This window comes from Pseudomonas sp. BP01 (assembly GCF_022760795.1).
In the GTDB taxonomy this organism is placed as follows: Bacteria; Pseudomonadota; Gammaproteobacteria; order Pseudomonadales; family Pseudomonadaceae; genus Aquipseudomonas; species Aquipseudomonas putida_Q.
In genome coordinates, this window is sequence record NZ_JAFBKA010000009.1 from 132,613 (window position 1) to 156,378 (window position 23,766).

Sequence of the window (23,766 nt, forward strand, 5' to 3'; positions counted from 1 at the left end):
GTCTGAGCATAGCGCAAAGCCGCTGGCGCTACGCGGATCTGACCAAGGTCTGAACAGCTAGGGGAGCAGATGCGGCGGCGAATGCCTGTCCAGCGCTTCCAGCGTCAACTGCAGCATCACCGCGTGCTCCCGTTGCTGATTGCTGATGTGCAGCCGTGCGATTTCCGCTTCCCGGCCACCCACGGCCATCAGCCGTTCCAGCTCCGCGTGCAGATGACGCGGCACTTGCAGGCGAACCGGGAAGGTCTTGCGCAGGTAATCCTGCCAGAACCACTGCCGTGACAGATACTGAGCAATGCCTTCCCGGGTCTGCCCCGACAGGACGGTTTCACGGGCCACGCGAACGTCCTGGTTGCTCAGCGCAGCAATACCTGGATAGAGCATTTCGTCTGGCTGAGCGGGTAAGTCCAAAGCCCTGCGCAAGGCGATCCGGTATGCCAGGGCGAATTCGATCGACTCATTGCCCGCACCCAGCCGCTGGGCATGTTCAGCGGCAATCTGGTCGAGCAACGCCAACCGCCACAACCGACCACCGAGCCATAGCAATGCCCGCTCAGGCTGCCGGGCAAACTCGCCGCGTCGCGCACGCCATATCATCACGCGCAGTTCCAGGTCAGCGAAACGGGCAGTGGCGTTATCCTGGCAATCGGTGGCCGCCGCATGTTCGAACAGCTCACGCTTTAGCGCGTCATCCTCATTCATTGCCTGGAACATTTCGAGTACCCGAGATGCGAGAGAGGACGCGGTCGACGAGAACCGGAATGCTCCCGATGCCGTCAGCACCGACAGGGTGTTGAAGAAGTCAGCCGAGCGTTCTTCTGCTTCAAGATGGACCCACAGCGCGGCCATTTCGTCGCGATCCCCGGCTGCCAATACGTCCAGAAAACGCAGCCGGTATGGAACGCGGCTTGCCTCAAGCCAGTGCCAGGCAGTAAGCGCCTCAGGCGCAGCCGCCAGCAGATTACCGGAAAGCCCGACCCTGCCAGAGCGCCACAGTTGCGACCGATGAAAACCCTCGGGCAACTCGGCAATACTGTTGCCGCAAAGGTCGAGAGTATGCAGGTCCGGAACATCCATCACCCCATATGGAAACTCGGGCATCTGGGTGTGTGGCAGGTGCAGGGCATTGAGCTCGGTCATGGCGAAGACCGAAAATGCCCTGCCCAATGGGTTGTCCGAAAGGTTCAGGTACACCAGCGAACGACAACCCGCCAGGATCAGGGCCTGGCTTTCGTCGAGAACGATCTGGTTACCCGACAGATCAAGCACTTCCAGCCTTTGGGCAAGCATCAGAGGCAAAGGCAGGCGCCTGAGGCGACACTGGGTGATTTCCAGGTTGCGCAAGTTGGGAAATGCACGCAGAAACTCATCCGGAATCTGCTCCAGGCGCATGGTACGCAAGGCCAGGATCGAGACATGCGGAAAACCTACTTGCGCCGGCAATGCAGGCAGTTGCTGCAAGCGGCTGCGGGTCTGGGTCAGCATGAAGCGTCCGCCCTCCACTGGCGCATCGTCTTGAAGTTCCGGGATAAGCCAGCGCCAGCAGTCGATCAGGCCCTTTCTGAATTCACGCCGGGCGGCCAGTTCCGATGTCGGAAAGGCACTGCGGACCCATTTGTTCAGGTGAGTGCTAAGCAGTGCGTATTGCTGCTCCAGCACGCGCAACCTGGCCTGCGCGTTGTCTGACGCCAGCCAACGGCCGATCTGTTCATCACTGAGGGCTGGGTACAGGTCTCGAAGCCGTGCCTGAAATGCCCTCGGCCTGGAAAGCCCCAGCGCGGCCCATAACCTGCCGCCAGCCAGGGGGTAGCCAATCCGGCCATCATCGAGCCGTTGCGGCGCGAGAAATGACCCACTCGGCCGATCCAGCCTGAGTACATTTACCACCACCTGCCTTTGGCCGCTTGCAACCTGTGCCAGGGCCTGGCGCAGTGCAGGCGCGAAAGCGTGGCCCTGGCCGATGGCCGCCTGAGACGGCTCGTCATAAGCCGCAGCCAGGGTCTCGAACAACTCACCCGCCTCACTGGTCAATGACCGCGCAGGATCACGCAAGCGGAACACCCCATGCTGGTGAAGCAGGTCAAACGTCTGCCCCGCGCCCTCGATAGTCAGCAGCGGCTCACTGGCATCACCGTCGAGCAATCGCCACCCGGGCCCGTCAGCCCCCCGCACGTGAACCAGCAAACTCAGCACCACCCGCGCCAGGTCGAGGTTTTGCGGCGTATCGATACTCAGCGCCTCATGCACCCGCGCGACTCGGATCCGCGCAACCTGCAGCCTTGCCGCCTCGGCCATGAACAACGGCACGCGGCCGGTCTCGCGAAGCTGCTGCAGGTCCTCCTCGCTGCCATCGCGCAGCACCTCGTCCGCGGCCAAACGGTGCAGGCTGGCAAAATCCCGGCGCAATGGGCTGCCAGTTTCAGTGTCGGGATTCGGCTCTTCGTACAAACTCTGCAACAACTCTCGTCGCCCTGCCCAGGCCACATCAGCCAACGCTGCGCCGCCCTTGCCGGCTGCCTGGGGTAGATGCATCACCCGCTCCAGCAGCGGCGGATCGGCGGTGGCCACGCCCTCACGCAACTGCTGGACCAACGTGCGGATCCGGCTGGCGAGGACCACGCGGTCGACGGTATCGACCAGCACGGCTTCCGGCGCCCGGCCATACACATGCCATGCCCGTAAATGCTGGTCGTCAAGACCATGAACCGCGAGCGCCTGGTCGATTTGCGCATCATCGAGGTCGCTGAATGGCCTGCCCAGGCGACGGAACAGCTGGTGGGTGTCGTCCCACTCGGCTGGCTGCTCGCACCACAGCCGCCACGCACCGGCACCATTGTGACGTAGCGGCGGCGCATAACTTTGATAAGGGAGCAGTTGCCACTGTTCATCGGCATCGCGCCAAGCCACCTCATACCAGTGCCCCCCCATGCTGATCCAGCGACGCTCGCCCAGGCGGTGAACGCCTTCCTTGTCAAGGGCTGCCGTGTCCGGCGGGCTTTCGCAGCGATAGGGCCTGAGGTCTGCATTCCACAGTTTTTCCTCGCCGCTAGCCAGCTGCGCCGGTATCAGCTTGTCCACCTCGCTCCAGGCGCGACGGGCCGTAGCAACAACGGCAACGGTGGCACCGACGGCCAGTAGCCCTTTGCCGACATTCAGCAGATGCGCCAGCGCCGCATTGCGCTCGTTGTCCTGCCAGTCCCCGACAGCCTGAAACGTCTGTTCGAGCAGCTCCCAGGCCATCACCCCCAGCAACACCGCGCCGATGCCGGGCACGAAAAACCCTGCAATACCCAACAGGGTCCAGCCTTCAGCACGCAGACGGCGACCATGCTCGGCCTGGACCTCGCGATCAAGCTGGGCCACCGGCGGGGCAATGATTGCAGCATCGTCCTTGATCCGGGCGACCCAGTCGTCAGCAATGTGTTCGAACAGCGGCAAGGGATACGCGCAGGTCTGCTCATCAAGGTCCCGGGTTGCCCAGCCGGTCACGTCATCGAGCCGTTCGCTGACCGCCGAGAAGAACCGCTGGCTATCGCGACGGCGCACGAAGCGGTTGAAAAACCGCCGGTAGCCCTCTTCGCGCAGGCGTTTGCCAAGGACCCGGCGGGCATAATCTTCCAGGTCTGCGCGCACGCTCCAGGGGCCGTGCGGGTCACCCGGCACGTACACCAGCACGCGCTTGCTGGTGTTGTACAACACGCCCTCATCGATCACGTCCAGCACGACGATCTGCTGCAAGCTGCAACCAAACAACACCAACTGTCGGACGCGAACCGGTGCGCCTTCGAGCTTGCCCAGCGTGCCCTGGAGGCACAACTCCACCACCCACTGCAGCTGGCCTGCGCTCAATACGCCTTGCGCCCTGGCCTGCAGGGCATCCACCAACATGCTGTAGCGTTGTCGTCGCGCTATCAATCGTTCGACTTCGGGCTGCAGAACAGCGTCCAGATGCGCCTGGTACTTCTGGCCAAGGTCCAGCTCTCGACACAATTTGGCGAAGGCCGATGCAGGCAGTTCACTACGCCTTGCGCCGCACTCATCGACCAGGCAGTTGCCACGCGGCTGGGCGCGCTGCTGTTCTGCGGTGAAATTACCCAACGCAGCCTCGAGCACCGGGATGTCGTAGTAGTCGCTGGCGACAACGGGTAGCCGGCCAGTTACATAATTGATCGTAGGCGAGGGGAAGGTGTACCACTGGCGAAAGTACAGGCGATCCACGTCGAGACCGCCGTGGGCGCCAAGCGCTTTTTGCAGCAAAGGATGGGCAAATGCATCCAGATTGTTCAGCCGCGCCAGCGCTGACGACAAGCCTTCGCGACAGGCCAGCAGCTCCGGCAGCGCCTCACTCAGGAGGGTGAATTCTGCCACGCTCAGGCGCGTCATCCAGGCCGGCAGCCGCTGCGCGATGTAATGGTCCTGGCATGCTTGCGCCATGGCAAGGGTATCGGCCGCAGCCGAGGGTTGACTGCTATTGTTCTGCATCTCTGCCTCCGCGATGACGTGGAGGTGCGAGTCTGAACATTGTTGCGTCGTGCTGACGCCTAGCTATCTACCACCCGTTCAGAACAGCAGCAGCTGATGGTCGGTAAGACGAGCGAAATCATCGCCGACAAAGGGCAGGATGGCATCTGCCACTGGTTGTAGCTGACGGCTGATGTAGTGATCGTAATCGATCGGTGCCTGCAGGTTTTCCAGCGGCTCAGGGCCGGCGGTGGTGATTACGTAGCTGATCCAGCCACCGCGCTGGTACTGCAGGGGGCGCCCCAGGCGCTTGTTGTACTCGTCGGCAAGGCGTGCGGCACGCACATGCGGGGGCACGTTGCGCTGGTAATCGGCCAGCGGCCTGCGCAGGCGCTTGCGATACACCAGCAGCTCGTCCTGCTCGCCGGCCAACGTACGCCGCACATACTCGCAGACATAATCGCGGTAGGGATCGCCGCGAAACACACGGCCATAGAGCGCCTGCTGAAACTCCCGGGCCAACGGCGACCAGTCGGTGCGTACCGATTCCAGGCCTTTGTAAACCATCTCTTCAGAACCGTCGGCTTGCTGCACCAGGCCGGCATAGCGCTTCTTGCTGCCTTCATCGGTGCCGCGGATGGTTGGCATCAGGAAGCGCCGGTAATGCACTTCGAACTGCAGTTCGAGGGCACTCTGCAGGTTCATGGTTTCGTGCAAATGTGCTTGCCACCATTGGTTGACTTCGGCCACCAGCTCGCGGCCGATGCGCGCCGCGTCTTCCTCGGCATGGGCACCCTTGAGCCAGACGAAGGTGGAGTCGGTGTCGCCATAGATCACGTCATAGCCGCGCGCCTCGATCAGCGCCCGGGTCTGGCGCATGATCTGGTGCCCACGCATGGTGATGGACGAGGCCAGCCGGGGGTCGAAGAAGCGACAACCACTCGAGCCCAGCACCCCGTAGAACGCGTTCATGATGATCTTCAAGGCCTGCGACAACGCTGCGTTGCCGTCACGTTTGGCGGCTTCCCTGCCCTGCCACACACGCTCGACGATGGCCGGCAGGCAATGCTGGCTACGCGAAAAGCGCCCTCCCCGAAAGCCTTCCACCGAATGCTCGTCATCGGGAACACGCAGGCCTTCCACCAACCCCACCGGGTCGATCAGGAAGGTACGAATGATCGACGGGTACAGGCTCTTGTAGTCAAGCACCAGCACCGAGTCGTAAAGGCCTGGGCGCGAATCCATGACGAAACCACCAGGGCTGGCTTCGTCAGGGCGGCTGCCAAGGTTGGGGGCCACAAAGCCCATACGGTGCATCTGCGGCATGTACAAGTGGCAAAACGCAGCGACCGATCCACCGCTGCGGTCTACTGCCAGGCCGGTGACCGAAGACCGCTCCAGCAGGAACTCGAGCAGGCGGGTGTGGGCAAAGATACGCGTAACCAGCTCACAGTCCTTGAGGTTGTATCGCGCCAGGGCCGGTTTGTCCTCGGCAAAGCGCCGGTTGATCTCGTCCATGCGCTGGTAAGGCGTGTCGATGGCTTTGCCTTCACCGAGCAGCGTCTGGGCAACGCTCTCCAGGCTGAACGATGGGAAGCTCCAGGTTGCCGAGCGCAACGCCTCGATGCCGTCGATCAACAGCCGCCCCGGGGCATCGGCAAACACGTGGCCACCACCGGCATGGCTACGTAATGTCATCGGGGCACCTTTACGCCCCAACGCCAGCGGCACCTGCAGCGCTTTGGCGTGCTCATGCAGCAGCCGCAGGTCGAACTGCACCAGGTTCCAGCCGATGATTGCATCCGGGTCATGCTCGGCCATCCACTGGTTGAGGCAGGCCAGCAGCGCGGGGCGGTCAGCGCAGTAGTGCAGGTCAAAATCGAGGCCGTCGGCCGTGCCGTTGGCCGGGCCGAGCATGAACACCTGACGCTGGCCGCAGCCTTCAAGGGCGATGCTGTACAGCTCGCCGCGCTCGCTGGTTTCGATGTCCAACGACACCAGGCGCAGCGGCGGGCGGTAACCTGGCGAGGGCTTGAGCTGGGCCTCGCAGAGGACGCCCTGGGCGTCGGGTTGGCCGGTGAACTGGACCGGGGCAGTGATGAAGCGCTCCATCAGGTAGCGTTCGGGTGGGCGGATGTCCGCTTCGAACACCTCGACACCAGCGGTGCGCAGGCGTTGCTCCAGTTGCATCAGTTGCCGGTGCTGCCGGCAGTACAAGCCCAGCACCGGGCGCTGGTCGAAGTCTTTCAGGCGCAGTGGCCGCAGCTCGACGCCGGGCTCGTTGGCCAGCAACACCCGCGCGTGGGCCTCATGCGCCTGCGGGATGAACGCCACCGAAACCTGTGGCGCCAGGCGTAGCTGCCGTGGCCCCTGATCGGTTGCCAGCCAGAACTCCACGCAGGTGCCTTCGGGCGTGTCATGCCAATGACGGGTCAGCACAAAACCCTGCTGCAACTCCACTGCGTCGACCTCTGCTGAAAAACGCAATTCTACGCTAGCGTGCCCCCGCCACGAAGCCACTTCTGCGCGCTGCCCAAGTCAACAACAAGGCCACCGCGATCAATGCCAACACCACCCCGCCAAAGGCCTCGGTCCCGCCCCCGACGAGCAACACACCACCCACGATCCCGCCTAGGGCGATAGCGCTGTTCCACACTGTCACCAGCATCGATTGCGCCACATCCCCGCCCTCGCCAGCCGCATCGGCACAGGCGGTCTGCAGCAGGGTCGGTGCGCCACCGTAGGTCAAGCCCCACAGGGCGATGCTCAGGTACATCAACCACGACGACGCCTGCCCCAATGCCAGTGTGGCCAAGGCAAAACCGGCCAGGCTCAGCAATACCAGCGTGCGCAAATGCCGGTCGACCAGCAACCCCACCAGGCCGATTCCGGCCAGGGCCGAAAGGCCAAACACCATCAGCACCGGGCCAATGTCCGCAGCCATGCCGGCCGCTGCCAGCAACGGCACAATGTAGGTGTAGAGAATGTTGTGGCCAAGGATCCAGCTCAGGATCACCAGCAGCACGACCAACACCCCCGGCGTGCGCAACACCTGCATGGCCGCCGGGCGCTTGCCGGCGGCATGCCCCGGGTACTCCGGCACCGAGCGCAGCACCCACACCACCAGCAGCAACGCCACCAGGGTGACCACCACAAACGTTGCGCGCCAGCCCAGCCCGGCGCCCAGCCAGGTGGCAATCGGCAGCCCGAGCGACAAGGCAATCGGCTGCCCGAGCATGGCCAACGCCATGGCCCGGCCCTGCTGTGCCGCCGGCACCATACGCCGGGCATGGCCAGCGATCAGGCCCCAGGCCAGCCCGGCGGCTGCGCCGGTGAAAAAGCGCAGCACCAGGGTCAGGCTGTTGGATGTCGACAAGGCCGTCAGCCCGTTGAACAGCACAAAGCCGATGATCGCCAGCAGCAGAGCGCGCCGGCGATACCAGCCCTGGGTCAGGGTCACCAGCGGAATTGCCGTCAGTAGCGAGCCCAGGGCATAGGCTGTGACCCACTGCCCGGCCATGGCCTGACTGATGTGCATCCCGTTGGCGATCTGGTCGAGCAAGCCCGCCGGCAGGGTTTCGCTGAGGATGGCGATAAAGCCAGTCATGGCCAGCGCCAGCAGCCCGCTGACGGGCAGGCGCTCGCTGCTGGCGTCCAGCAACGGTGGGGAGGATGTCTGGGACATTGCAGTTGCCTTGAGTTGGAAAACAAGGCGGACAGTCTGCAAGCAAGGCCACTGCGGAAAAAGACGGGTACAATGCCGCTCACCCAGGACATCTGTGTCCGCAATCAGGAATGCAACATGGACAGCCTCAGTGGCTTCGTGGTGTTCAATCGCGTGGCCGAAACCCGCAGTTTCGTCGCCGCCGGCCAGTCGCTGGGCATCACTGCCTCGGCCGTGGGCAAACGCGTGGCACGCCTGGAAAGCCGCCTGGGTGTGCGCCTGTTCCACCGCAGCACGCGCAGCATTACGCTTACCGCCGAGGGCACGCTGTTCCTCGAGCGCAGCCGACGCATCCTGGCCGAAATCGAGGCCACCGAGCAGGAGCTGTCTCAGGCCAGCGAAACCCCGCGTGGCCGCTTGCGCGTCAGCATGCCGCAGGTCACAGCGCTGGTGATGCCGGCGCTGGCCGAGTTCATGGCGCTGTACCCGCAGGTGGAGCTGGACCTGGACTTTTCCGACCGCATGGTGGATATCGTCGGCGAAGGCTTCGATGTGGTGCTGCGCGGCGGGCAGCCGGTGGATTCGCGGCTCAACGCCAAGTTTCTGGGGCACTTCCAGCACCGCCTGGTGGCCTCACCCGAGTACCTGCGCGAACGCGGCACACCCCTGCACCCGCGCGACCTGGCGGCGCATACCTGCCTGCATTATCGTTTCCCCAGCAGCGGCAAGCTGGAAACCTGGCCGCTGCGCCAGGAGCACCCCGAGCAAGCCTACGACATCCCCATCTCGATGGTTTGCAACCATGTCGAGACGCGCGTCTGCTTTGCCTTGAACCACCGTGGCATCACCTGCCTGCCGGACTTCAACGTGCGCCGCGAACTGGGCAATGGCTCACTGGTCAGCGTGCTCGACAACTTCATGGAGCGGCGTGGCAGTTTCTATCTGCTGTGGCCGTCCGGGCGGCAGATGCCGCCGAAGTTGCGGGTGTTCATCGATTTCATGCTCGAGCGGGTGTTCAACCGTACAGGTAGTTGATGTCCTTGTAGGCCAGCAGTGGCACTTGGCCAAGCAGGAAGTCGCGCAGCTTGTACATTTGCCGCGCCTTGGGGCTGGCCTTGAGCCAGGTCATGTAGTAACCGTCACCAGTGGCCACGGCATGCTTGAACGGCGTGGCCAAGCGCCCGGCCTGTAGGTCGGCACTGGCCAGCACCAGGTCGACTACCGAAATACCCAGGCCTTGCTGGGCAGCCGAAATGCCCTGGTCGAGCGTATCAAACACTTGTCCCTGGTCGATGCTGATCTCCAGTGCGCCCATCCGCGCCAGCCAGCGCCGCCAGTCGCGCCGGTCGGGCGACGGGTGCAGGAACTCGCATTGGGCCAAGTCCGCCAGGGCCGGTTGAGCCTGTGCCATGTAATCGGGGTGGCACACCGGGATCAGCCATTCATCAAACAGCTTGAAGCTCTCGATATCGGCGGGGAAACGCCCGCTGGCCAATAGAATGGCGCAGTCGTAGGGCTCGGAATAGAAGTCCACGCTGTCGATATCCATCCACACGCTGGACAGTTGCACGCTGCAGTTGTCATCGGCCTTCTTGAACGCATCCAGCGCCCGCAACAGCCAGCGCATGGTGAGCGTGGACGGCGCCTTCAGGCGCAGGCCGTAGCGGTCCTGGCGCAGCAACGCGCAGGCATTTTCGATGATCTTGAAGCCAACCTTCAGCTCTTGCGCCAGCAGGCGCCCGTGCTCGGTCAGGCTCAATTTCGGGCCACGCCGTTCGAACAGGTCGCAGCCAAACAGGGCTTCCAGGGTTTTGATGTGATGGCTGACCGCGCCTTGGGTCAGGGCCAGTTCTTCCGCCGCACGGGTAAAAGAGCCATAGCGAGAGGCCACCTCGAAGGCACGCAGGGCGTGCAAGGCCTGAATCCGTTCCGACATGGCGACGTCCCGAGCATGAACAAGACTAATAGTAGGTCACAGTTCCACGCGTTTTACAACGTCGAGAGCCTCTCGGAAAATGCAGGTAAATAATAAACATAACCAAGATCCTGCCTGCATATGACTGGAACGTTCACTTAATCAACGCCTGGGGAAATCATGTTTACGGGATATGGAAATTGCTATCGCCTGGATGCGCTAGAGCTGGCCGTTGAACATGGATGCAATGCGCAACACTGGACTTTCAAAACCATAGAACACTTTCGCAGTATTCTCGCCAACCCCGACTTCCCTTGCCTGTTCGGCCGCAAGGCGGTAAATGGCGAAACCTGCCACATACTCTTCGCCCGCGCCGAACAACTGGCCGATGACATCGCCCAGGGCCTGGCCGACTACGTGTGCACAGTCGCCCCGATCACACCCAAGCAGCGCATCGGCAGCCCACTGGTGGTGTTTCTCGAAACAGCCCCCGATTACACCCTGGCCGAACAGCAGGCACTGGCATGGAAGGTGCTGCGTGGTGTGCATGCACGCGACCCGCACCCATGGCCGCAGGGCATGCCGACCGACCCCGACGACAACGGCTGGTCGTTCTGCTATGCAGGCATGCCCTTGTTCATCAACATGAACTTCCCCGGCCACCAGCAGATGAAAAGCCGCAACCTGGGGCATCACATCACCTTCGTCATCAATCCACGGGCGAACTTCGACGAAGTGGCCAACGCCAACACCGAGAGTGGCAAACGAATCCGCGAGCGCATACGCGAGCGCGTGCACCACTACAACGACGGCGTCATGCCCGACACCCTTGGCTTTTTCGGCGATACCGACAACTACGAATGGAAGCAGTACCAACTGCAGGAGGCAGGTTCGCTCAACCCGTCACGCTGCCCGTTCCACGCACATGCCGCACACCCTGCGACACCCGACTTACTGATCGAGAACTGACCGTGAATACCGCACTCACCTTCACCTATGCCCTCACCGTCCTGCTGCTCATCGCCACCCCCGGCCCGGTGGTGGCGCTGATCGTCAACACCGCGGCTGCCTCCGGCTCGCGCAAGGCCATGTTCACCGCCGTTGGCACCAACTGGGCCTCACTGGTGCTGATCGGCGCTGCGGCCTGGATCATCCTCACCAGCGCCGCCATCGACAAGGCATGGCTCAGCACCATGAGCCTGCTGGGTTGCCTGTTCATCGGCTACATCGCCGTGGGCACGCTGAGGGACGCCCTGCAGGCGCCGGCACCGCAAGCGCCGAGCGAGGCTCCCAAGGCCGCGCGTGGCGGGCTGCTGCAAGGCTTCATGGTGGGCATTTCCAACCCCAAGGACATCATTTTCTTCATCGCCTTCTTCCCGCAGTTCATCCAGATCACCGAGTCGTTCGGCAAAAGCATGGTGGTGCTGTCGCTGCTGTGGGTGGCCATCGATTTCGCCGTGCTCAGCCTGTACATCTTCGCCATCGGCAAGATCGCCTCGCAGCGCAGCAACCGCGTGATCAGCCTGGCTTCGGGCGTCGCGTTGCTGCTGATCGCCGCTGGCGGCCTGCTGTACAACCTCAACGAACTGGCTGCCTGAGTTTGATACGAAGCGCCCGGCGCAACAGAAGGACAGACCATGACAGCGACTGATACGAGCCAGTCTCCTTCACCGTTGCAGCAGGACTACCAGCGCTTTCTGCTGCTGGGCAGCCGCCGTGCGCCGCATACTGTGCACGTGCATGAAACCGGCTACCGTTCCGGCACCATCAACACCGACGCCCTTGGCCTGCGCTACAGCCATTGCGCCGGCAAGCGCTTTTCGGCGGCAGAACGCGGCGGCGCTTCACGCATCAACCTGCTGGTCGGCGGCTCGACCGCCCTGGGTATCGGCGCCAGCTCCGACGAGCACACGGTGGCTTCGCACCTGTCGGCGCTCACCGGCGAGGTCTGGCTGAGCCTGGCCGGTTGCGGGCTCAATGCCGGCCAGGAACTGCTGATGTTCCTGACGCACCAGCACCGCCTTGGCCAACTCGGCCATGTAGTGGTGCTCAGCGGCCTCAACAGCTTGGCCCATGAAGCCCTGTGCGAAGTCCTCGCCAGCCCCAACGACCCACAGCACGCCAAGGCCTACCAGGCCTTTCTCAACAGTTTCAGCGAAGGCATGCAGCCTGCCGCGCCACCCCGTAGGCCGTCACTGTGGCGGCGCATCGGCCAGGCACTGACCACGCCTGCGGTCGAAGCCCCGGTCATCTGGCCGCTGTCGCCCCCGGAAAGGCGCCTGGCCCGCGCTGCCGATAGCATTGGCCGGACCTTGCGTCAGTGGGACCGTCTGCTGGCAGACAGCCACGCCACCCTCACCTTTATCCTGCAGCCGTTGCTGCCCTGGTGTCGCAACACCCTGCCCGTTGGTGAGCAGGCCATGCTGGCCGCGCTGGAGCAACAACCTGCGAACTTCGACCGGCTGCTGGACGGCGCATTCGACAGCCAGTTGCACTCGGCCTTTTTCCGCCGTATCAAAAGCCAGGCTGACCCGGTGCCCTGCTACGACATGAACAGCATGCTCAGCAGCTCGCCAGTGTTCGGCGCCGACCTGTTCATCGACCGCCTGCACCTGAACGACCTCGGTAACAACGCCCTGGCCAAGGTGATTACCGCCAAGCTTGGCCTGGCACAGGAAAAACACGCGCAACGCAAGGTCACGCCGATCAAGCTCGTCTGACAGTTGCCGCGTGGTCTTTCGGCCACCCCCCTTGGGTGGCTAGAATAGGCCGTCGTTCCGATTTTCCCGAGGCGTACGCTTGACCGCCATTAACATCGAAGCCGTCCATCCTTGCCTGGCCGCCCCCGGGGCTTGCCTGTGAGCCGCATGCGACGCCTGCCCCCGCTGTTGGTCGCCCTGATGCCGTTGGCTGCGCACGCGCTGGAAGTGCGTATCGACCCTCACGCCGACCTGCTCTACCGCCAGGCCTTGCCGCTGCTGGAGCAGGCCGATAACCAGGGTGACGATACCAGTACCCTGCGCACCGCCTTGGGTGGCGACCCCGAGCTCAGCCGCCAGGGCCAGGCCATGGCCCACACGCTGCCGACAGCGGTTGCCCTGTTGAAAAAGTCGGTAGAGCTGGGCCACCCGGTTGCGCAGTACCGCCTGGCGCTGTACTACATGACTTACCTGCCCGCCGCGCAAATTCCGGATGCCGCCTGCCCGTTGCTCGAAGCCAGTCTCAGGCAGGGTTTTGCCGCACCCGCGCCAGCGATCGCCACCTGGTGCCGGCCCTACAACGCCAGCAGCGAGTACCGTGCAGCGCTGGAGGCCATCCCCAGCATGGCCACCGTGTACGCCCCCTATTACCCGCAACCGGCCACCCGCCTGGCCTGCAGCCGCAGCCGGCCAGAAGGCCTGCAAATGTTGTGGGGGCGCCAGCGCGACTACCAGGCCGAGGTGTACCGCCTGCTCGGCGACCTGGACCCACCGCAGCGCCTGAGCCTGTTGCAGAAAGCCGTGGACATCAACGGCTGCGCAACCGCGCGACAGCACCTGACCAGCCACCCTTGACCTTCCGACAGCTGCCGCATAAGCCTGAAGCCTGCGTTGTACCTGTGGGAGCGGGCATGCCCGCGAAGCAGGCTGCGCGGTGTATGGCACGGGCTTCGCCCGTGTTCGCGGGCGCGCCCGCTCCCACAATGATCGCGCAAATTTTCATTTACTGAGAAGCCAGTTCCTCACACAAGGAAACGCGTCGAGCAGCAAGATCGTTCAAGCCATCCCCTGCCCTGTCTGGCATGCTGATCTGCCTCGTAGACGCATCGCAGCCATCATGCCCCACATCGCTCGCCAAGCCTTCCTCCACGGCGCCATCGCCATCATGCCGTTGTCTCTGGCCGTCGCCCCCTGGGGCCTGCTGGCCGGCTCCATGGCCATCGAGGCCAACCTCAGTGCCTGGCAGGGGCAAGGGTTATCGGCCATCGTCTTCGCCGGTGCCGCGCAACTGGTTGCCATTGGCATGCTCAAGGGCGGCGCCAACCTGGCGTCGATCCTGCTCACCACCCTGCTGCTGACCTCGCAGCACCTGCTGTATGGCCTGTCGATGCGCCCGGTGCTGTCCGGCCAGCCATTGCGCTGGCGGTTGGGCCTGGGCTTCCTGCTGACCGACGAGTTCTTCGCCCTGACCAGCCAGTACGACCAGCAGCAGTTCAACCGCTGGTATGCCCTGGGGGTAGGCCTGACGTTCTACGTCGCCTGGAACCTGTTCACCCTGGCCGGCATCCTGCTGGGCCAGAACATTCCCCACCTCGATCAACTCGGCCTGGACTTTTCCATCGTCGCCACCTTCGTCGCCCTGATCGCGCCGCTGGTGCGCAACCTGGCTACCGTGGTGTGCGTAGCCGTGTCGCTGTTCTGCTCGGTGCTGTTCAGCTACTGGCATTGGGAGGCCGCCTTGGTGGCCGCAGGCCTGCTGGGCATGAGCGCCGGGTTCATCTGCCAGAAATTTGCCGGAGCCCGCGCATGACCTGGATCCTGATTTTCGCCATGGGCGCCATTGTGTTCCTCAACCGCTACGCGTTCCTTGAGCCACGCCTGCCCTTGCGCCTGAGCTCCAATGCCCGGCAGTTCCTCGGCTTTGCCGTGCCCGGTATGCTCACCGCCATCTGCGGCCCGATCATCTTCATGCCCGAACATCAGCTCAACCTGAGCCTGCTCAACCCCTATCTGCTCGGTTCACTGGTGGCCATCGCCCTGGTGCTGTTGACCCGCAGCGTGTTGCTGAGCATGCTGGTGAGCATGTTGATCTTCTTCCTTCTGCGCAACTGGCTGGCATGACCACGCCCCTGCGCGAGCAGACACACCTCTGGCAGGCGCCAGCCCTGGGCGACGTCGAGATGCTGCACGCGCGCTACTTTCAGCAGCGCTTCGCCCCGCATGTGCATGAAGGCTATGTGTTCACGGTGATCGAATCCGGCGCCCAGCGCTTCTGGCACCGCGGCAGCGAGCACCTGGCACCGGTCGGCAGCATGGTACTGATCAACCCTGACGAGTTGCACACGGGCGCCACAGCCCACGAAGCGGGGTGGCGCTACCGCGGCTTTTACCCCGAGCACGAGCGCGTCACCGGCGTGCTCGAAGAACTTGAGCTGGGCCGCCATGGCATGCCCAGCTTCAAGGACAGCGTGATCCACGACCCGGCCCTGGCCATCGCCTTCAGCCAGCTGCATCAGTTGTCCGAAAACGGCGCCAGCGCCTTGCAGCAACAGACCGCCTGGCGCCAGGCAGTGCTGGCCCTGGTGCAACGCCACGGGCAATGCGCCGAACCCTCGGCCCCCGGCCACGAGCCCCTGGCCGTGGCCCGCGCCCGCGAACTGCTGGAAAGCCAACTGGCCGACCCACCCTCGCTCGAAGCGCTGGCGGCGGCAGTGAACCTGTCGCCGTTCCACTTCGCCCGGGTATTCCGCCAAGCCACCGGCCAGCCCCCGCACGCCTGGCTGAAGCAGCGGCGCCTGGCCCGTGCCCGGGAAATGCTGAAGAGCGGCCTGGCCGCCTCGGAGGTGGCGTTCGACCTTGGTTTTGCCGACCAGAGCCATTTGAGTCGGCAGTTCAAGCAAGCCTACGGGGTTACGCCGGGGGCGTATCGGCAGGCGTGTGTTCATTCGGTCGTGCACGGCCAAGTGCTCACAGCGCCAACTCAAGTTGAAAAGGGTCCAAATGATCCCTTCGAACCCTGACGGCAATACCGACCAGTCGCACTGACCGCCCTTGCCGTTTGGTGTCCCAAAGCGCACGGCACAGGCCCTGCATCACCTGCGGCTCCAATGCCAGGGCAGGCGCCTCGGTGCTGGCGATGGAAAAATCCGAAAACTTGAGTTTGACCTGGTTCCTGACAATGCGGGGCTCGCTGCCAAGCGCGTCCAGGCGTGCTGCCAATGCAGGCAGCAGTTCATCCAGCTCTCTGGCACAGCAGGCGAAGTTATTACAGTCACTGGGCAACGTATGCTCAACACCCAGCGACTGGAAACCCCCAGGCTTCCCTTCGTAGCTCTCCTGCCCCCGACATCGCTCCCATACATAGAAACCGTGCGTCCCAAGCTGGCGCAGGAGTGCCGGTATCATCTGATCAGTGACATCAGCACATTTGATGCAGCCCATGGCCTGCAGAACAGCCCAGGTCTTGGGCCCTACCCCGGGAATCTTGCGAACGTCCATGTTCGCGAGAAAAGACTGCACCTGATCCGGCTTAACAACAAACTGGCCATTGGGTTTGTTCACTTCCGAAGCCATTTTCGCCAGATACTTTAAAGGTGCGATGCCTGCGGAAGCCGTCAACTTCAGCTCCTGTTCAATTGCTTTACGGATCTGCAATGCCATGAGCGTCGCCGAACCGTTGCAATGTACCTGCCCTGTAACATCCAGCGTGGCCTCGTCCAGCGAGAGAAATTCAACATTCGGATCGTAGCGGCGAAAGATGCTGTCCAAACTGCGGGTCACCGCTTCATAGCGCTCGAATCGCACAGGTAACAGCACCAACTCGGGGCATAACCGCTGCGCAGTGGCGGTTGCCATCCCGCTTCTGACACCAAACTGCCTGGCGATGTAGTTGGATGTGCTGATCACACCGCGGTCGATCGCCCGGCCTCCCACGGCAACAGGGCGGTCGCGCAGCCACGGTGCATCCAGCAACTCGACGGCGACGAAGTAAGAATCCATGTCGACATGAATGAACTTGCTGTCAGAGCCCGATGGTGGTTGTGCCTTTTCAGCCAAGCACGAATACCCCCAGCGACGCTGAGCCATCCGCATTACGAATGGCATGAACCCCTTGAATGTGCGGGGCGAACTCGGGGTACTGCGCCGACAACGTCTCGATCGCCAGCAGGTAGGCAACCAGAGCACTCGTCCAGCGCTCACCCGGTGCGATGCACATGATCCCCGGTGGGTAGGGGATAACACCCTCGGCTGCTACTCTGCCTGCCACCTGTCCGATCCTGACCAAGCTGGCCTCACCACGCACAAACTGCTGATTGGCCTGATAGGGTGAGCGATCTGCCTGTGCAACGTCGATGACACTGAAAATCTCGCTTTGCCGCTGATCCAGCTGATGTGCACGGTAGAACTTGTTGATGTGTTCACCGAGCGTCGCGAGCGATATCCCGTGATAAGGCTCAGGAGCAGCACGCAATGAAGGGAGCACTTGAAGCGCCTCTGTACCCTGGAGCAAATGCCCTTCAAAAGCTTCAAGGACATCTACCAGCCTCATCAGGACGGTACTGTCGCTAGAAGGCGTCATTAGAAGGGTGAAGGAGTAGAAGTCCGTTTTCTCCGGAGTAAAGTCGCAGTCTCGCAGGTACTGGGTGACCAGGCATGCCGGAATATCGAGCTTCCCACGAGTGATGAAGATGACTTTGCACGGGTCGACATGGTGCAAGCCGGGCTCGATACGCAATGCACCCTGTGGCAGGTATTCGGTTGAAGCATCCGAAACAGTCGGGGCTAGAGGCCGGATGAAGCGGCAGCGGCCTGCAACGTGATCGCGCAATGCCTGTGAAGCCGACAACGCCTGCTGCCAGTGGCGCTCGCCTTCACCATCGGCAAGCATGGCAGCATTCACTTCCAGAGACATGAACAACGGATAAGACGGACTGGTCGAAGCGTGCTGCATGAATGCGGCGTTGAACACTGGCCACCTGCAATAACGGCGCAAGTGCCTTATATGCTTGTCCTTCTTGTGAATCTGCGAGGTCTGTGAGAGCCCGGACATCTGTTTGTGCACCGACTGGGTCACGACAAGGCCGGGGGAGGTTTCGGTCAAATGCACCTTCAGCGGCGATAGCCCAGCCAGCGTAGGGACAAAAGGCTCATAGCCAGCCCAGGCACCGTCGAAGAGTACGTAATCACACAGATGTCCGATGCGTGCCAATAATGCCGCCGCATCCACCACGACTCCATCGCAGGTCGTCTGCTGGATCACGGCCAAACGAAAGGGCCTGGGCTCGTGCGCTCGGTGCTCGCATATTTGCCTCACCCGGCCGCGCAACCGGGCTTCATCCAGGGCACCCAGCCGATAGCCGCCTAGCAACCCCCGCTCATCTCGTACGTTGTCCAGGTACACCGGCAAGGCGCCGCACTGGACCAATGCACCAAGAAACACCGACTTGTGGTTATTGCGATCCATCAACACCAGATCACCGGCCGACAACAGCGCGCTGGCAACAACTTTGTTGGCTGTGGACGTGCCATTGAGCACAAACCACGTATCGTCGGCACCGAAAACCCTTGCAGCCAGTTGCTCGGCCTGCTGTACCGGGCCTTCATGACTTAACACATCACCCAGCTCCGGCGCTGCATGAGGCACATCCACATGGAAAACGCCCGGCCCCAGCAACTGCGCGAAACGAGCCCCGGCGGGATGCTGCCGCAAACACGCTCCCCCTTGATGGCCAGGACAGGCAAAAGTTGGCCGTCGTTTGCCCACAAACGATGCAACCGTACGCGTGAAAGGTGGCAGCACTTGATTATCAAAGGCGAGCGCGGCCGCCGTCAGCCTTGCCCTGTCGAACTCCGACAATGGCAAAACCAGGCACCCTTCATTGGCCGCTGGTACCGGGTCATCCACAGGGGTCAAGGCAATGAACAGCGGTATGCGCCAACGCGCCAACGCCTCGCGCACATTGGCTTGCCGCGCATCATCCGGCGTCAAGAGTAAAGCCGAAGCTAGCGCAAGATTCCCCGCCATATGCAAAGGTACAGTCTGCACGCCCTCCCATGCGTCTACATCAAACAGCACGCTATATACGATTGTCGGTGTCATGAGCACTTCCTTTCAGGTTCCAGCGTACCGGCGCGATGAACAGCATGAGCGTCATCCAGATGAAGGTGGCGGGCCCCGCAAGCACAAAGACCAAGCTGGCAACCAGACCTGAAACGGCATCACCAATGACGGCAGTGAAGTAGTAGAGGGAGAAATTTCTGCCAACCTCATGCTCGCTCGACAAGCACTGGATGTTCGTCACGATAGCGATATCGACAAATGCACCAATGAAGCCGACCAGGAACAAAATCAGCAGGAACAGCCAGCTGTTGAATTGCAGTGCCACTGCCGCGGCAAAAAAGAGTGCGCCGTAAAGCACCCAGTAACGCAGCACCAACCGTGGGGTGGTGCGCGGGTTGCAGCGTGTGTAGAGCACGCCGCCCAGTACGGTGCCTGCCGCAAGCAGTGAGAATACATAACCGACCGCCGCTTCAGAGGCGAAGTGTTCCAGCACCGACGCCGGAAGGATGAAGCGAATCACCGACGTGGCGAACATCGCGCAGAGCGTGGTGCAGCCAATAACAGCAAACAAAGGCGCATTGCTAACCCTGAGCTGACTCACACTGCGCGCCGAGTCCCGGACTATGGCCCACCCATCGAAAGCCTGCCGGACGCCCTTTCTGGCAGGCGCCAAGGTGGCGATGGAAAACGCCGACAGCACCAGGCTCGCCGCAAAAAACAAAAAGGTTGCTTCGCGAGAAAGCAGTAACACACATGCCGAGAAAACCAGCGGCCCGATAATCGAGGCAGCATCCTCGATCACCTGTATACCGCTATTGACCGAGGCCAGCTGGTCCTTTTCCACAAGGTCGGGAAAGTACGCGCGAAACGTAGGTACATAAAGGCATTCGAGCGCTGTCATGACCATCGCAAGGCAGACAAGGACGGGCAATACCGGCGACGTCAAACTGAACAAGGTAAAGAAAGCAAGTGCCAAAAGGCCCTTGGTTCCCTCTACTGCGAATAACGTTCGTTTCTTGTCGACGTTATCCGCCAGCCACCCCCCCAAAGGTGAAAACAGCAGACTCGGTAGATAGCGGAAGAAGTACGCGATGCCAATCAAAAGCAGATCCGCCTCGGTCATCGACACGATGGCCACGGCAAATGCAGCTTCGAATGCGAACTCACCACATTTGGAAAAACAATAGCCCAATGCCAGAGAACGGGTACCGTGGTTAAGACTCAACGCCTGCATAGTCCGTGTTTTCCTCAGCCAGCGGCATAGATCAACTCATGTTCGGTAATGTCACGCCCAGGTACATCAAGCCGCTCGAAAACCAGCTTCCTGAGAATGTCTTGCTCACTTGCCGGCATCAGGTAGAACATGATGTTGCTGTACCAAAGCCAGCCAAGCCGCGTCAGCCGGTAATAGTGGTGGTCTTCCAGAACCAGTCCTGCCTGGATCAGTGCATCAAGCCGCTGCATCAACGCCTCAGGCACACGGTCCAGCTCAACCAAACGCTTGTCGACGTAACCGTGATACGCCAGACGAAGCACAAGTGGCTTGACCACATCCAGCACCGGGTCATGCCCGCTCACCTGGCACAGATGCTCTCCTGCCGTCATGCTTTGGATGTATTTTTCGCGCAAGGAAACGTTGGTAATCACCTGCCCCGCCACCGACGAGATGGCACCTACCCCGAAGCCCAACAGGTCATGATCGGCATAGCCATAAACATGTTCGTGGTAGATAAAGGAGTAATCTTTGGTGAAGAGCGCACTATCAGTTCCGGATCTATGCACATAACCATGTCCATTGTAGGGGACATAGCCATACTGTCGCAGATGCTCATCGAGCATGAATTTCATGTTGAGCTTACGCATGGCGGGCATCACATCATTAAAGCGAGCCCTGATCTGCTTGTGAAGTTTTACGGATGTAGCGGCATTGTTTATGGGATAGATATCGACATTGCTGACACCCATCGCAACAGCTTTGTCTATATCGGCGAGCGTTTGCTGCTCGCTGCTGCCATTCATGCCATACAGGATGTCACATAGCACATATCCGAAATGGGTACGTAACTGTTCAACGGCACGTTCGATCTTGCCAATATCAGGGTCGAGATTGAAAAGCTGACGCCATTCGCTATCTGTCGTTTGCAGACCAAAACGCGCATGGGTTACACCAATTTCAGCCAGAACACGAGCGCGCTCTTCGGTCACACTGGTCACGTTGAACTCGAATGAAAACTCCTCTACAGTGCTCATATCAAAATGATGATGCAACGCCTCACCAATGTCATGAATATTCCGCGGCGACAATAGTGAGGGTGTTCCTCCGCCAAAAAATATTGCCCTTACAGGAACCGCCCTCAAGTCGACAATCTGCGCTTTGTACTCTATTTCACGGATGAGTGCATGTGTGTATCGGTCAATAGCCTCGGAATTCTTGTACAACCCGCGTGTGAACGGGCAGAACGAGCAGATGGCTTCGCAAAAGGGAATATGAAAATACAACGCACGCGAGCGTGCCGCCTGATTGGCGCCGGCCATTATTTCGGAAACCTGACGTTTATCAGGCTCGTAGAGATTGTGCGTCTGAGCGGGGAAGAAAAAATTATAAAGTGGAAACTGGTAGTCAAATTTTACTAGCCCTTTATCGAGCAGTCGCATACGTCACCCCCGACAGGCCAGTCACCATACTCCCGCGTAACAGTGTCCTTCTGTTGACTTGAACGTCCGCGCCAAAAAACGCAGAGATACCGTCGTTTATCGAGTGATTATTTTTCCCACAGGTATAGACATCAATACTAATATATCCACGCTCCGGATAAGTATGGTACGAGAGGTGAGACTCAGACAGAAGAAAAATCCCCGTCACCCCCTCCCCACCCGAAGAAAACTTGTGAATCATATCGCTTATGACGGTGAACCCGGACGTCTGCAATGCAGTAAGAAAAAAAAAAAAAAACGGTGCAGAACTTTTTCATTGCTCAACAACCTAGCACTGGCGCCAGTAATATCCCAGATGGTGTGGTAGCCACGATCGTTCATAAACCATGCTCCTCTCAAGGGGAATAAAGGGGCGGCATGACACCGCCCCCGTGCTTACCACATGCAAACACCTTTGGTGGTTACGCCAGTTACATCGGTCTTGAACAGTTCGATTGCAGATTTCATATGAGAACTCCTTTCAGATTATTGAAATCGCCCTTGCTTGGCTCGGGCAATATCAATCTAAGACTCACCCAGGATTGCGCACAACATGAAAACTGTAACAACAGCAACTCGCACCACATGCTCAGAACAGAACCTAGGAATAGTCCTACAGGCCAGATTTTTTGGATATAGACATTGCTACTGCTGCCAGGCAGCGCGACAGAGCGCTTTCACCCATTACTTTCAAGTGCCGCGCCTCATGCCGTACGCAACGCGCCAGCAGCAACAATAAACATGCCGTGTATAAGTAACGAGTTGTTACGGCGCTATCAGGGAAAGCCCTTGCCATGGGCTCAGCCGTTCTAGCCAAGGGAGTAGAGCCGCGCCAACCCTCTGCTACACTGTCAAGGCTGAATGGAGGATCCTGCCATGTCCGAAAGAGAGCTCACCACCCTCCTGTCGCTGATGAACCAGCGCCAGGCCTGCCTGAACAGTGCCTGCAAGGAGATTGCCGACTGGATCGACCGGCAGGGCGATGTGCCCGCCGCCGGCAAGATCCGCGCCAGCCTGAAGGCATTGGAGGCCGATGAGGCCCAGGTTCGAAAGACCCTGACCTCGCTGACGCTCGACAGGCCGCTGCCGCGCTTTCGTAGCTGAAAGACGCCGCTGAAAAAGAAAAGGGCCGCTAAGCGCGGCCCTTTGGTCTGTCAGTGCTTCATGTGCATGTGGTCATGCCCACCGCCGGCCTCGGCGTTGAGCGGACGCACTTCGGCCTGCACGTCGAGGGTTTCCTTGGCCCCCTTGGCATCCTCGATGGTCAGGGTCAGTGGCACTTTCTCGCCTTCCTTCACCTGATTGTTCAGGCCCATCAGCATCACATGCAGGCCATTGGGGTCCAGGGTCACGGCCTTGCCGGCCGGCAGCTCGACGGCCTTGACCTCACGCATGCCCATCACCTCGCCGTTCATGGTCATTTCGTGCACCTGCACGGTCTTGGCCACGGGCGAAGCCACGCTCACCAGCTTGCTGTCGCTGCTGGCGGTCAGGGTCATGAAAGCACCGGTGGACTGCTGGTGCGGCACGCTGGCACGGACCCAGGCATCGCTCACCGTTGTCTGGGCCAGGGCCGGCAGGGCCAGGCCCATCAGTGCCAGGGCAGCCAGGCCGCGTTTGATCGGTTGCATCGACATTCAGCAAATCTCCATCAGGGTGACCAGGTCTTCAGCGCATTCCTTGGCATTCAGGGAATGGCCCAGGCTCAGGCGCAGGGTGCCACGCGTATCGTAGACGTAGCTGGTGGACGAGTGAGAAATGGTATAGGTGTCACCGGCCGGGACCTTCTCGTAGAACACCTTGAATTCCTTGGCCACTGCGGCGATTTCTTCAGGGGTGCCGGTGAGTGCGGTGAACGTAGGGTCGAAGGCCTTGACGTAGGCATCGAGCACCTCGGGGGTGTCGCGCTCCGGGTCCAGGGTGATGAACACTACCTGGAACAGGTCGCGGTCGCGGCCTCTGAGCAGCTTGCGGATTTGCGCTGCACGCGCCAGGGTGGTCGGGCATACGGCCGGGCACTGGGTAAAGCCGAAGAAGACCATCGGCATGCTGCCGTAGAAGCTCGACAGGGTGCGCACGTTACCTTGCGGGTCTTTGAGGCTGAACTTGCGCCCGAGGATTTCGTTGCTCATGTTCTTGCCGTACTTGAACTCGAGCCCCCGGGCCGGGCTGCAGCCTGCCAGCAGGCCAAGCCCGAGAACGCCCATCCCGGCGACAACCGCGCGCCGGGTAAATAGATCATTCATGAAACCATCCTTTACAGGGAAGGTGC

20 protein-coding genes are annotated in these 23,766 nt (G+C 61.2%); 9 read left to right on the plus strand and 11 right to left on the minus strand.

Translation table 11 applies throughout. From position 1 onward, the window contains the following. Positions 1-57: 57 nt before the first annotated feature. The 3 genes from JOY50_RS10605 to JOY50_RS10615 all read right to left on the minus strand — a co-directional run bounded on the left by JOY50_RS10605 (position 58) and on the right by JOY50_RS10615 (position 8,146). Positions 58-4,482, minus strand: a complete 4,425-nt coding sequence (locus JOY50_RS10605; protein ID WP_243055167.1) for an NEL-type E3 ubiquitin ligase domain-containing protein — start codon at positions 4,480-4,482, stop codon at positions 58-60. 78 nt (positions 4,483-4,560) lie between these two features. Further along, a complete protein-coding gene (locus tag JOY50_RS10610; RefSeq protein ID WP_132839624.1) occupies positions 4,561-6,921 on the minus strand; it encodes a DNA polymerase II in 2,361 nt (786 codons plus the stop codon). 34 nt (positions 6,922-6,955) lie between these two features. Further along, positions 6,956-8,146, minus strand: coding sequence for an MFS transporter (locus tag JOY50_RS10615; protein WP_132839623.1), 1,191 nt, complete (start codon positions 8,144-8,146; stop codon positions 6,956-6,958). Between the two features lie 117 nt (positions 8,147-8,263). Between JOY50_RS10615 and JOY50_RS10620 the strand changes: the two genes are divergently transcribed. After that, positions 8,264-9,160 carry a LysR family transcriptional regulator gene (locus JOY50_RS10620; protein WP_132839622.1) on the plus strand — a complete coding sequence of 299 codons (897 nt, stop codon included), beginning with the start codon at positions 8,264-8,266 and terminating at the stop codon, positions 9,158-9,160. Here the strand turns inward: JOY50_RS10620 and JOY50_RS10625 are convergent. Further along, the gene (locus JOY50_RS10625; RefSeq protein ID WP_132839621.1) at positions 9,141-10,061 is read right to left on the minus strand and encodes a LysR substrate-binding domain-containing protein; all 921 of its coding nucleotides are present in this window, start codon (positions 10,059-10,061) and stop codon (positions 9,141-9,143) included. The genes JOY50_RS10620 and JOY50_RS10625 overlap by 20 nt on opposite strands. Before the next feature lie 159 nt (positions 10,062-10,220). On the opposite strand from JOY50_RS10625, the gene JOY50_RS10630 reads away from it, so the two are divergent. The 7 genes from JOY50_RS10630 (at position 10,221) to JOY50_RS10660 (ending at position 15,759) form a co-directional block, all read left to right on the plus strand. Then, positions 10,221-11,009, plus strand: coding sequence for a YqcI/YcgG family protein (locus tag JOY50_RS10630; RefSeq protein WP_132839620.1), 789 nt, complete (start codon positions 10,221-10,223; stop codon positions 11,007-11,009). 2 nt (positions 11,010-11,011) lie between these two features. After that, positions 11,012-11,638, plus strand: coding sequence for a LysE family translocator (locus tag JOY50_RS10635; protein ID WP_019471100.1), 627 nt, complete (start codon positions 11,012-11,014; stop codon positions 11,636-11,638). Positions 11,639-11,677: 39 nt separating this feature from the next. Then, a complete protein-coding gene (locus JOY50_RS10640) occupies positions 11,678-12,760 on the plus strand; it encodes a hypothetical protein (protein ID WP_132839619.1) in 1,083 nt (360 codons plus the stop codon). 147 nt (positions 12,761-12,907) lie between these two features. After that, complete coding sequence (locus tag JOY50_RS10645) at positions 12,908-13,594, plus strand: hypothetical protein (protein WP_019471098.1); 687 nt, start codon at positions 12,908-12,910, stop codon at positions 13,592-13,594. A gap of 262 nt (positions 13,595-13,856) precedes the next feature. Then, positions 13,857-14,549, plus strand: a complete 693-nt coding sequence (locus JOY50_RS10650) for an AzlC family ABC transporter permease (protein ID WP_138736865.1) — start codon at positions 13,857-13,859, stop codon at positions 14,547-14,549. After that, complete coding sequence (locus JOY50_RS10655) at positions 14,546-14,860, plus strand: AzlD domain-containing protein (RefSeq protein ID WP_132839618.1); 315 nt, start codon at positions 14,546-14,548, stop codon at positions 14,858-14,860. The genes JOY50_RS10650 and JOY50_RS10655 overlap by 4 nt, the downstream gene beginning before the upstream one ends. Continuing rightward, complete coding sequence (locus JOY50_RS10660) at positions 14,857-15,759, plus strand: AraC family transcriptional regulator (protein WP_138736866.1); 903 nt, start codon at positions 14,857-14,859, stop codon at positions 15,757-15,759. The genes JOY50_RS10655 and JOY50_RS10660 overlap by 4 nt, the downstream gene beginning before the upstream one ends. Here the strand turns inward: JOY50_RS10660 and dinB are convergent. From dinB to speD, 5 genes are read right to left on the minus strand one after another with little or no spacing between them, the layout of a single operon-like run. Further along, a complete protein-coding gene (dinB, locus tag JOY50_RS10665) occupies positions 15,707-16,795 on the minus strand; it encodes a DNA polymerase IV (RefSeq protein WP_238342316.1) in 1,089 nt (362 codons plus the stop codon). The genes JOY50_RS10660 and dinB overlap by 53 nt on opposite strands. After that, positions 16,788-18,839 (minus strand): ornithine decarboxylase, encoded by a 2,052-nt coding sequence (locus JOY50_RS10670; RefSeq protein ID WP_243055168.1) that lies wholly within the window; start codon positions 18,837-18,839, stop codon positions 16,788-16,790. The genes dinB and JOY50_RS10670 overlap by 8 nt, the downstream gene beginning before the upstream one ends. Continuing rightward, positions 18,817-20,034, minus strand: coding sequence for an MFS transporter (locus JOY50_RS10675; RefSeq protein WP_138736868.1), 1,218 nt, complete (start codon positions 20,032-20,034; stop codon positions 18,817-18,819). The genes JOY50_RS10670 and JOY50_RS10675 overlap by 23 nt, the downstream gene beginning before the upstream one ends. A 14-nt stretch (positions 20,035-20,048) precedes the next feature. Beyond that, positions 20,049-21,455, minus strand: coding sequence for a coproporphyrinogen-III oxidase family protein (locus JOY50_RS10680; protein WP_138736869.1), 1,407 nt, complete (start codon positions 21,453-21,455; stop codon positions 20,049-20,051). After that, complete coding sequence (speD, locus tag JOY50_RS29100) at positions 21,439-21,696, minus strand: S-adenosylmethionine decarboxylase (protein WP_310737997.1); 258 nt, start codon at positions 21,694-21,696, stop codon at positions 21,439-21,441. The genes JOY50_RS10680 and speD overlap by 17 nt, the downstream gene beginning before the upstream one ends. A gap of 674 nt (positions 21,697-22,370) precedes the next feature. Here speD and JOY50_RS10690 point away from each other — a divergent pair. Then, a complete protein-coding gene (locus JOY50_RS10690) occupies positions 22,371-22,598 on the plus strand; it encodes a hypothetical protein (protein ID WP_016500485.1) in 228 nt (75 codons plus the stop codon). A gap of 50 nt (positions 22,599-22,648) precedes the next feature. Here the strand turns inward: JOY50_RS10690 and JOY50_RS10695 are convergent, their stop codons facing one another. Next, positions 22,649-23,131, minus strand: a complete 483-nt coding sequence (locus JOY50_RS10695) for a copper chaperone PCu(A)C (RefSeq protein WP_019471092.1) — start codon at positions 23,129-23,131, stop codon at positions 22,649-22,651. Continuing rightward, positions 23,132-23,740, minus strand: coding sequence for an SCO family protein (locus tag JOY50_RS10700; protein ID WP_132839614.1), 609 nt, complete (start codon positions 23,738-23,740; stop codon positions 23,132-23,134). Positions 23,741-23,766: the final 26 nt, after the last annotated feature.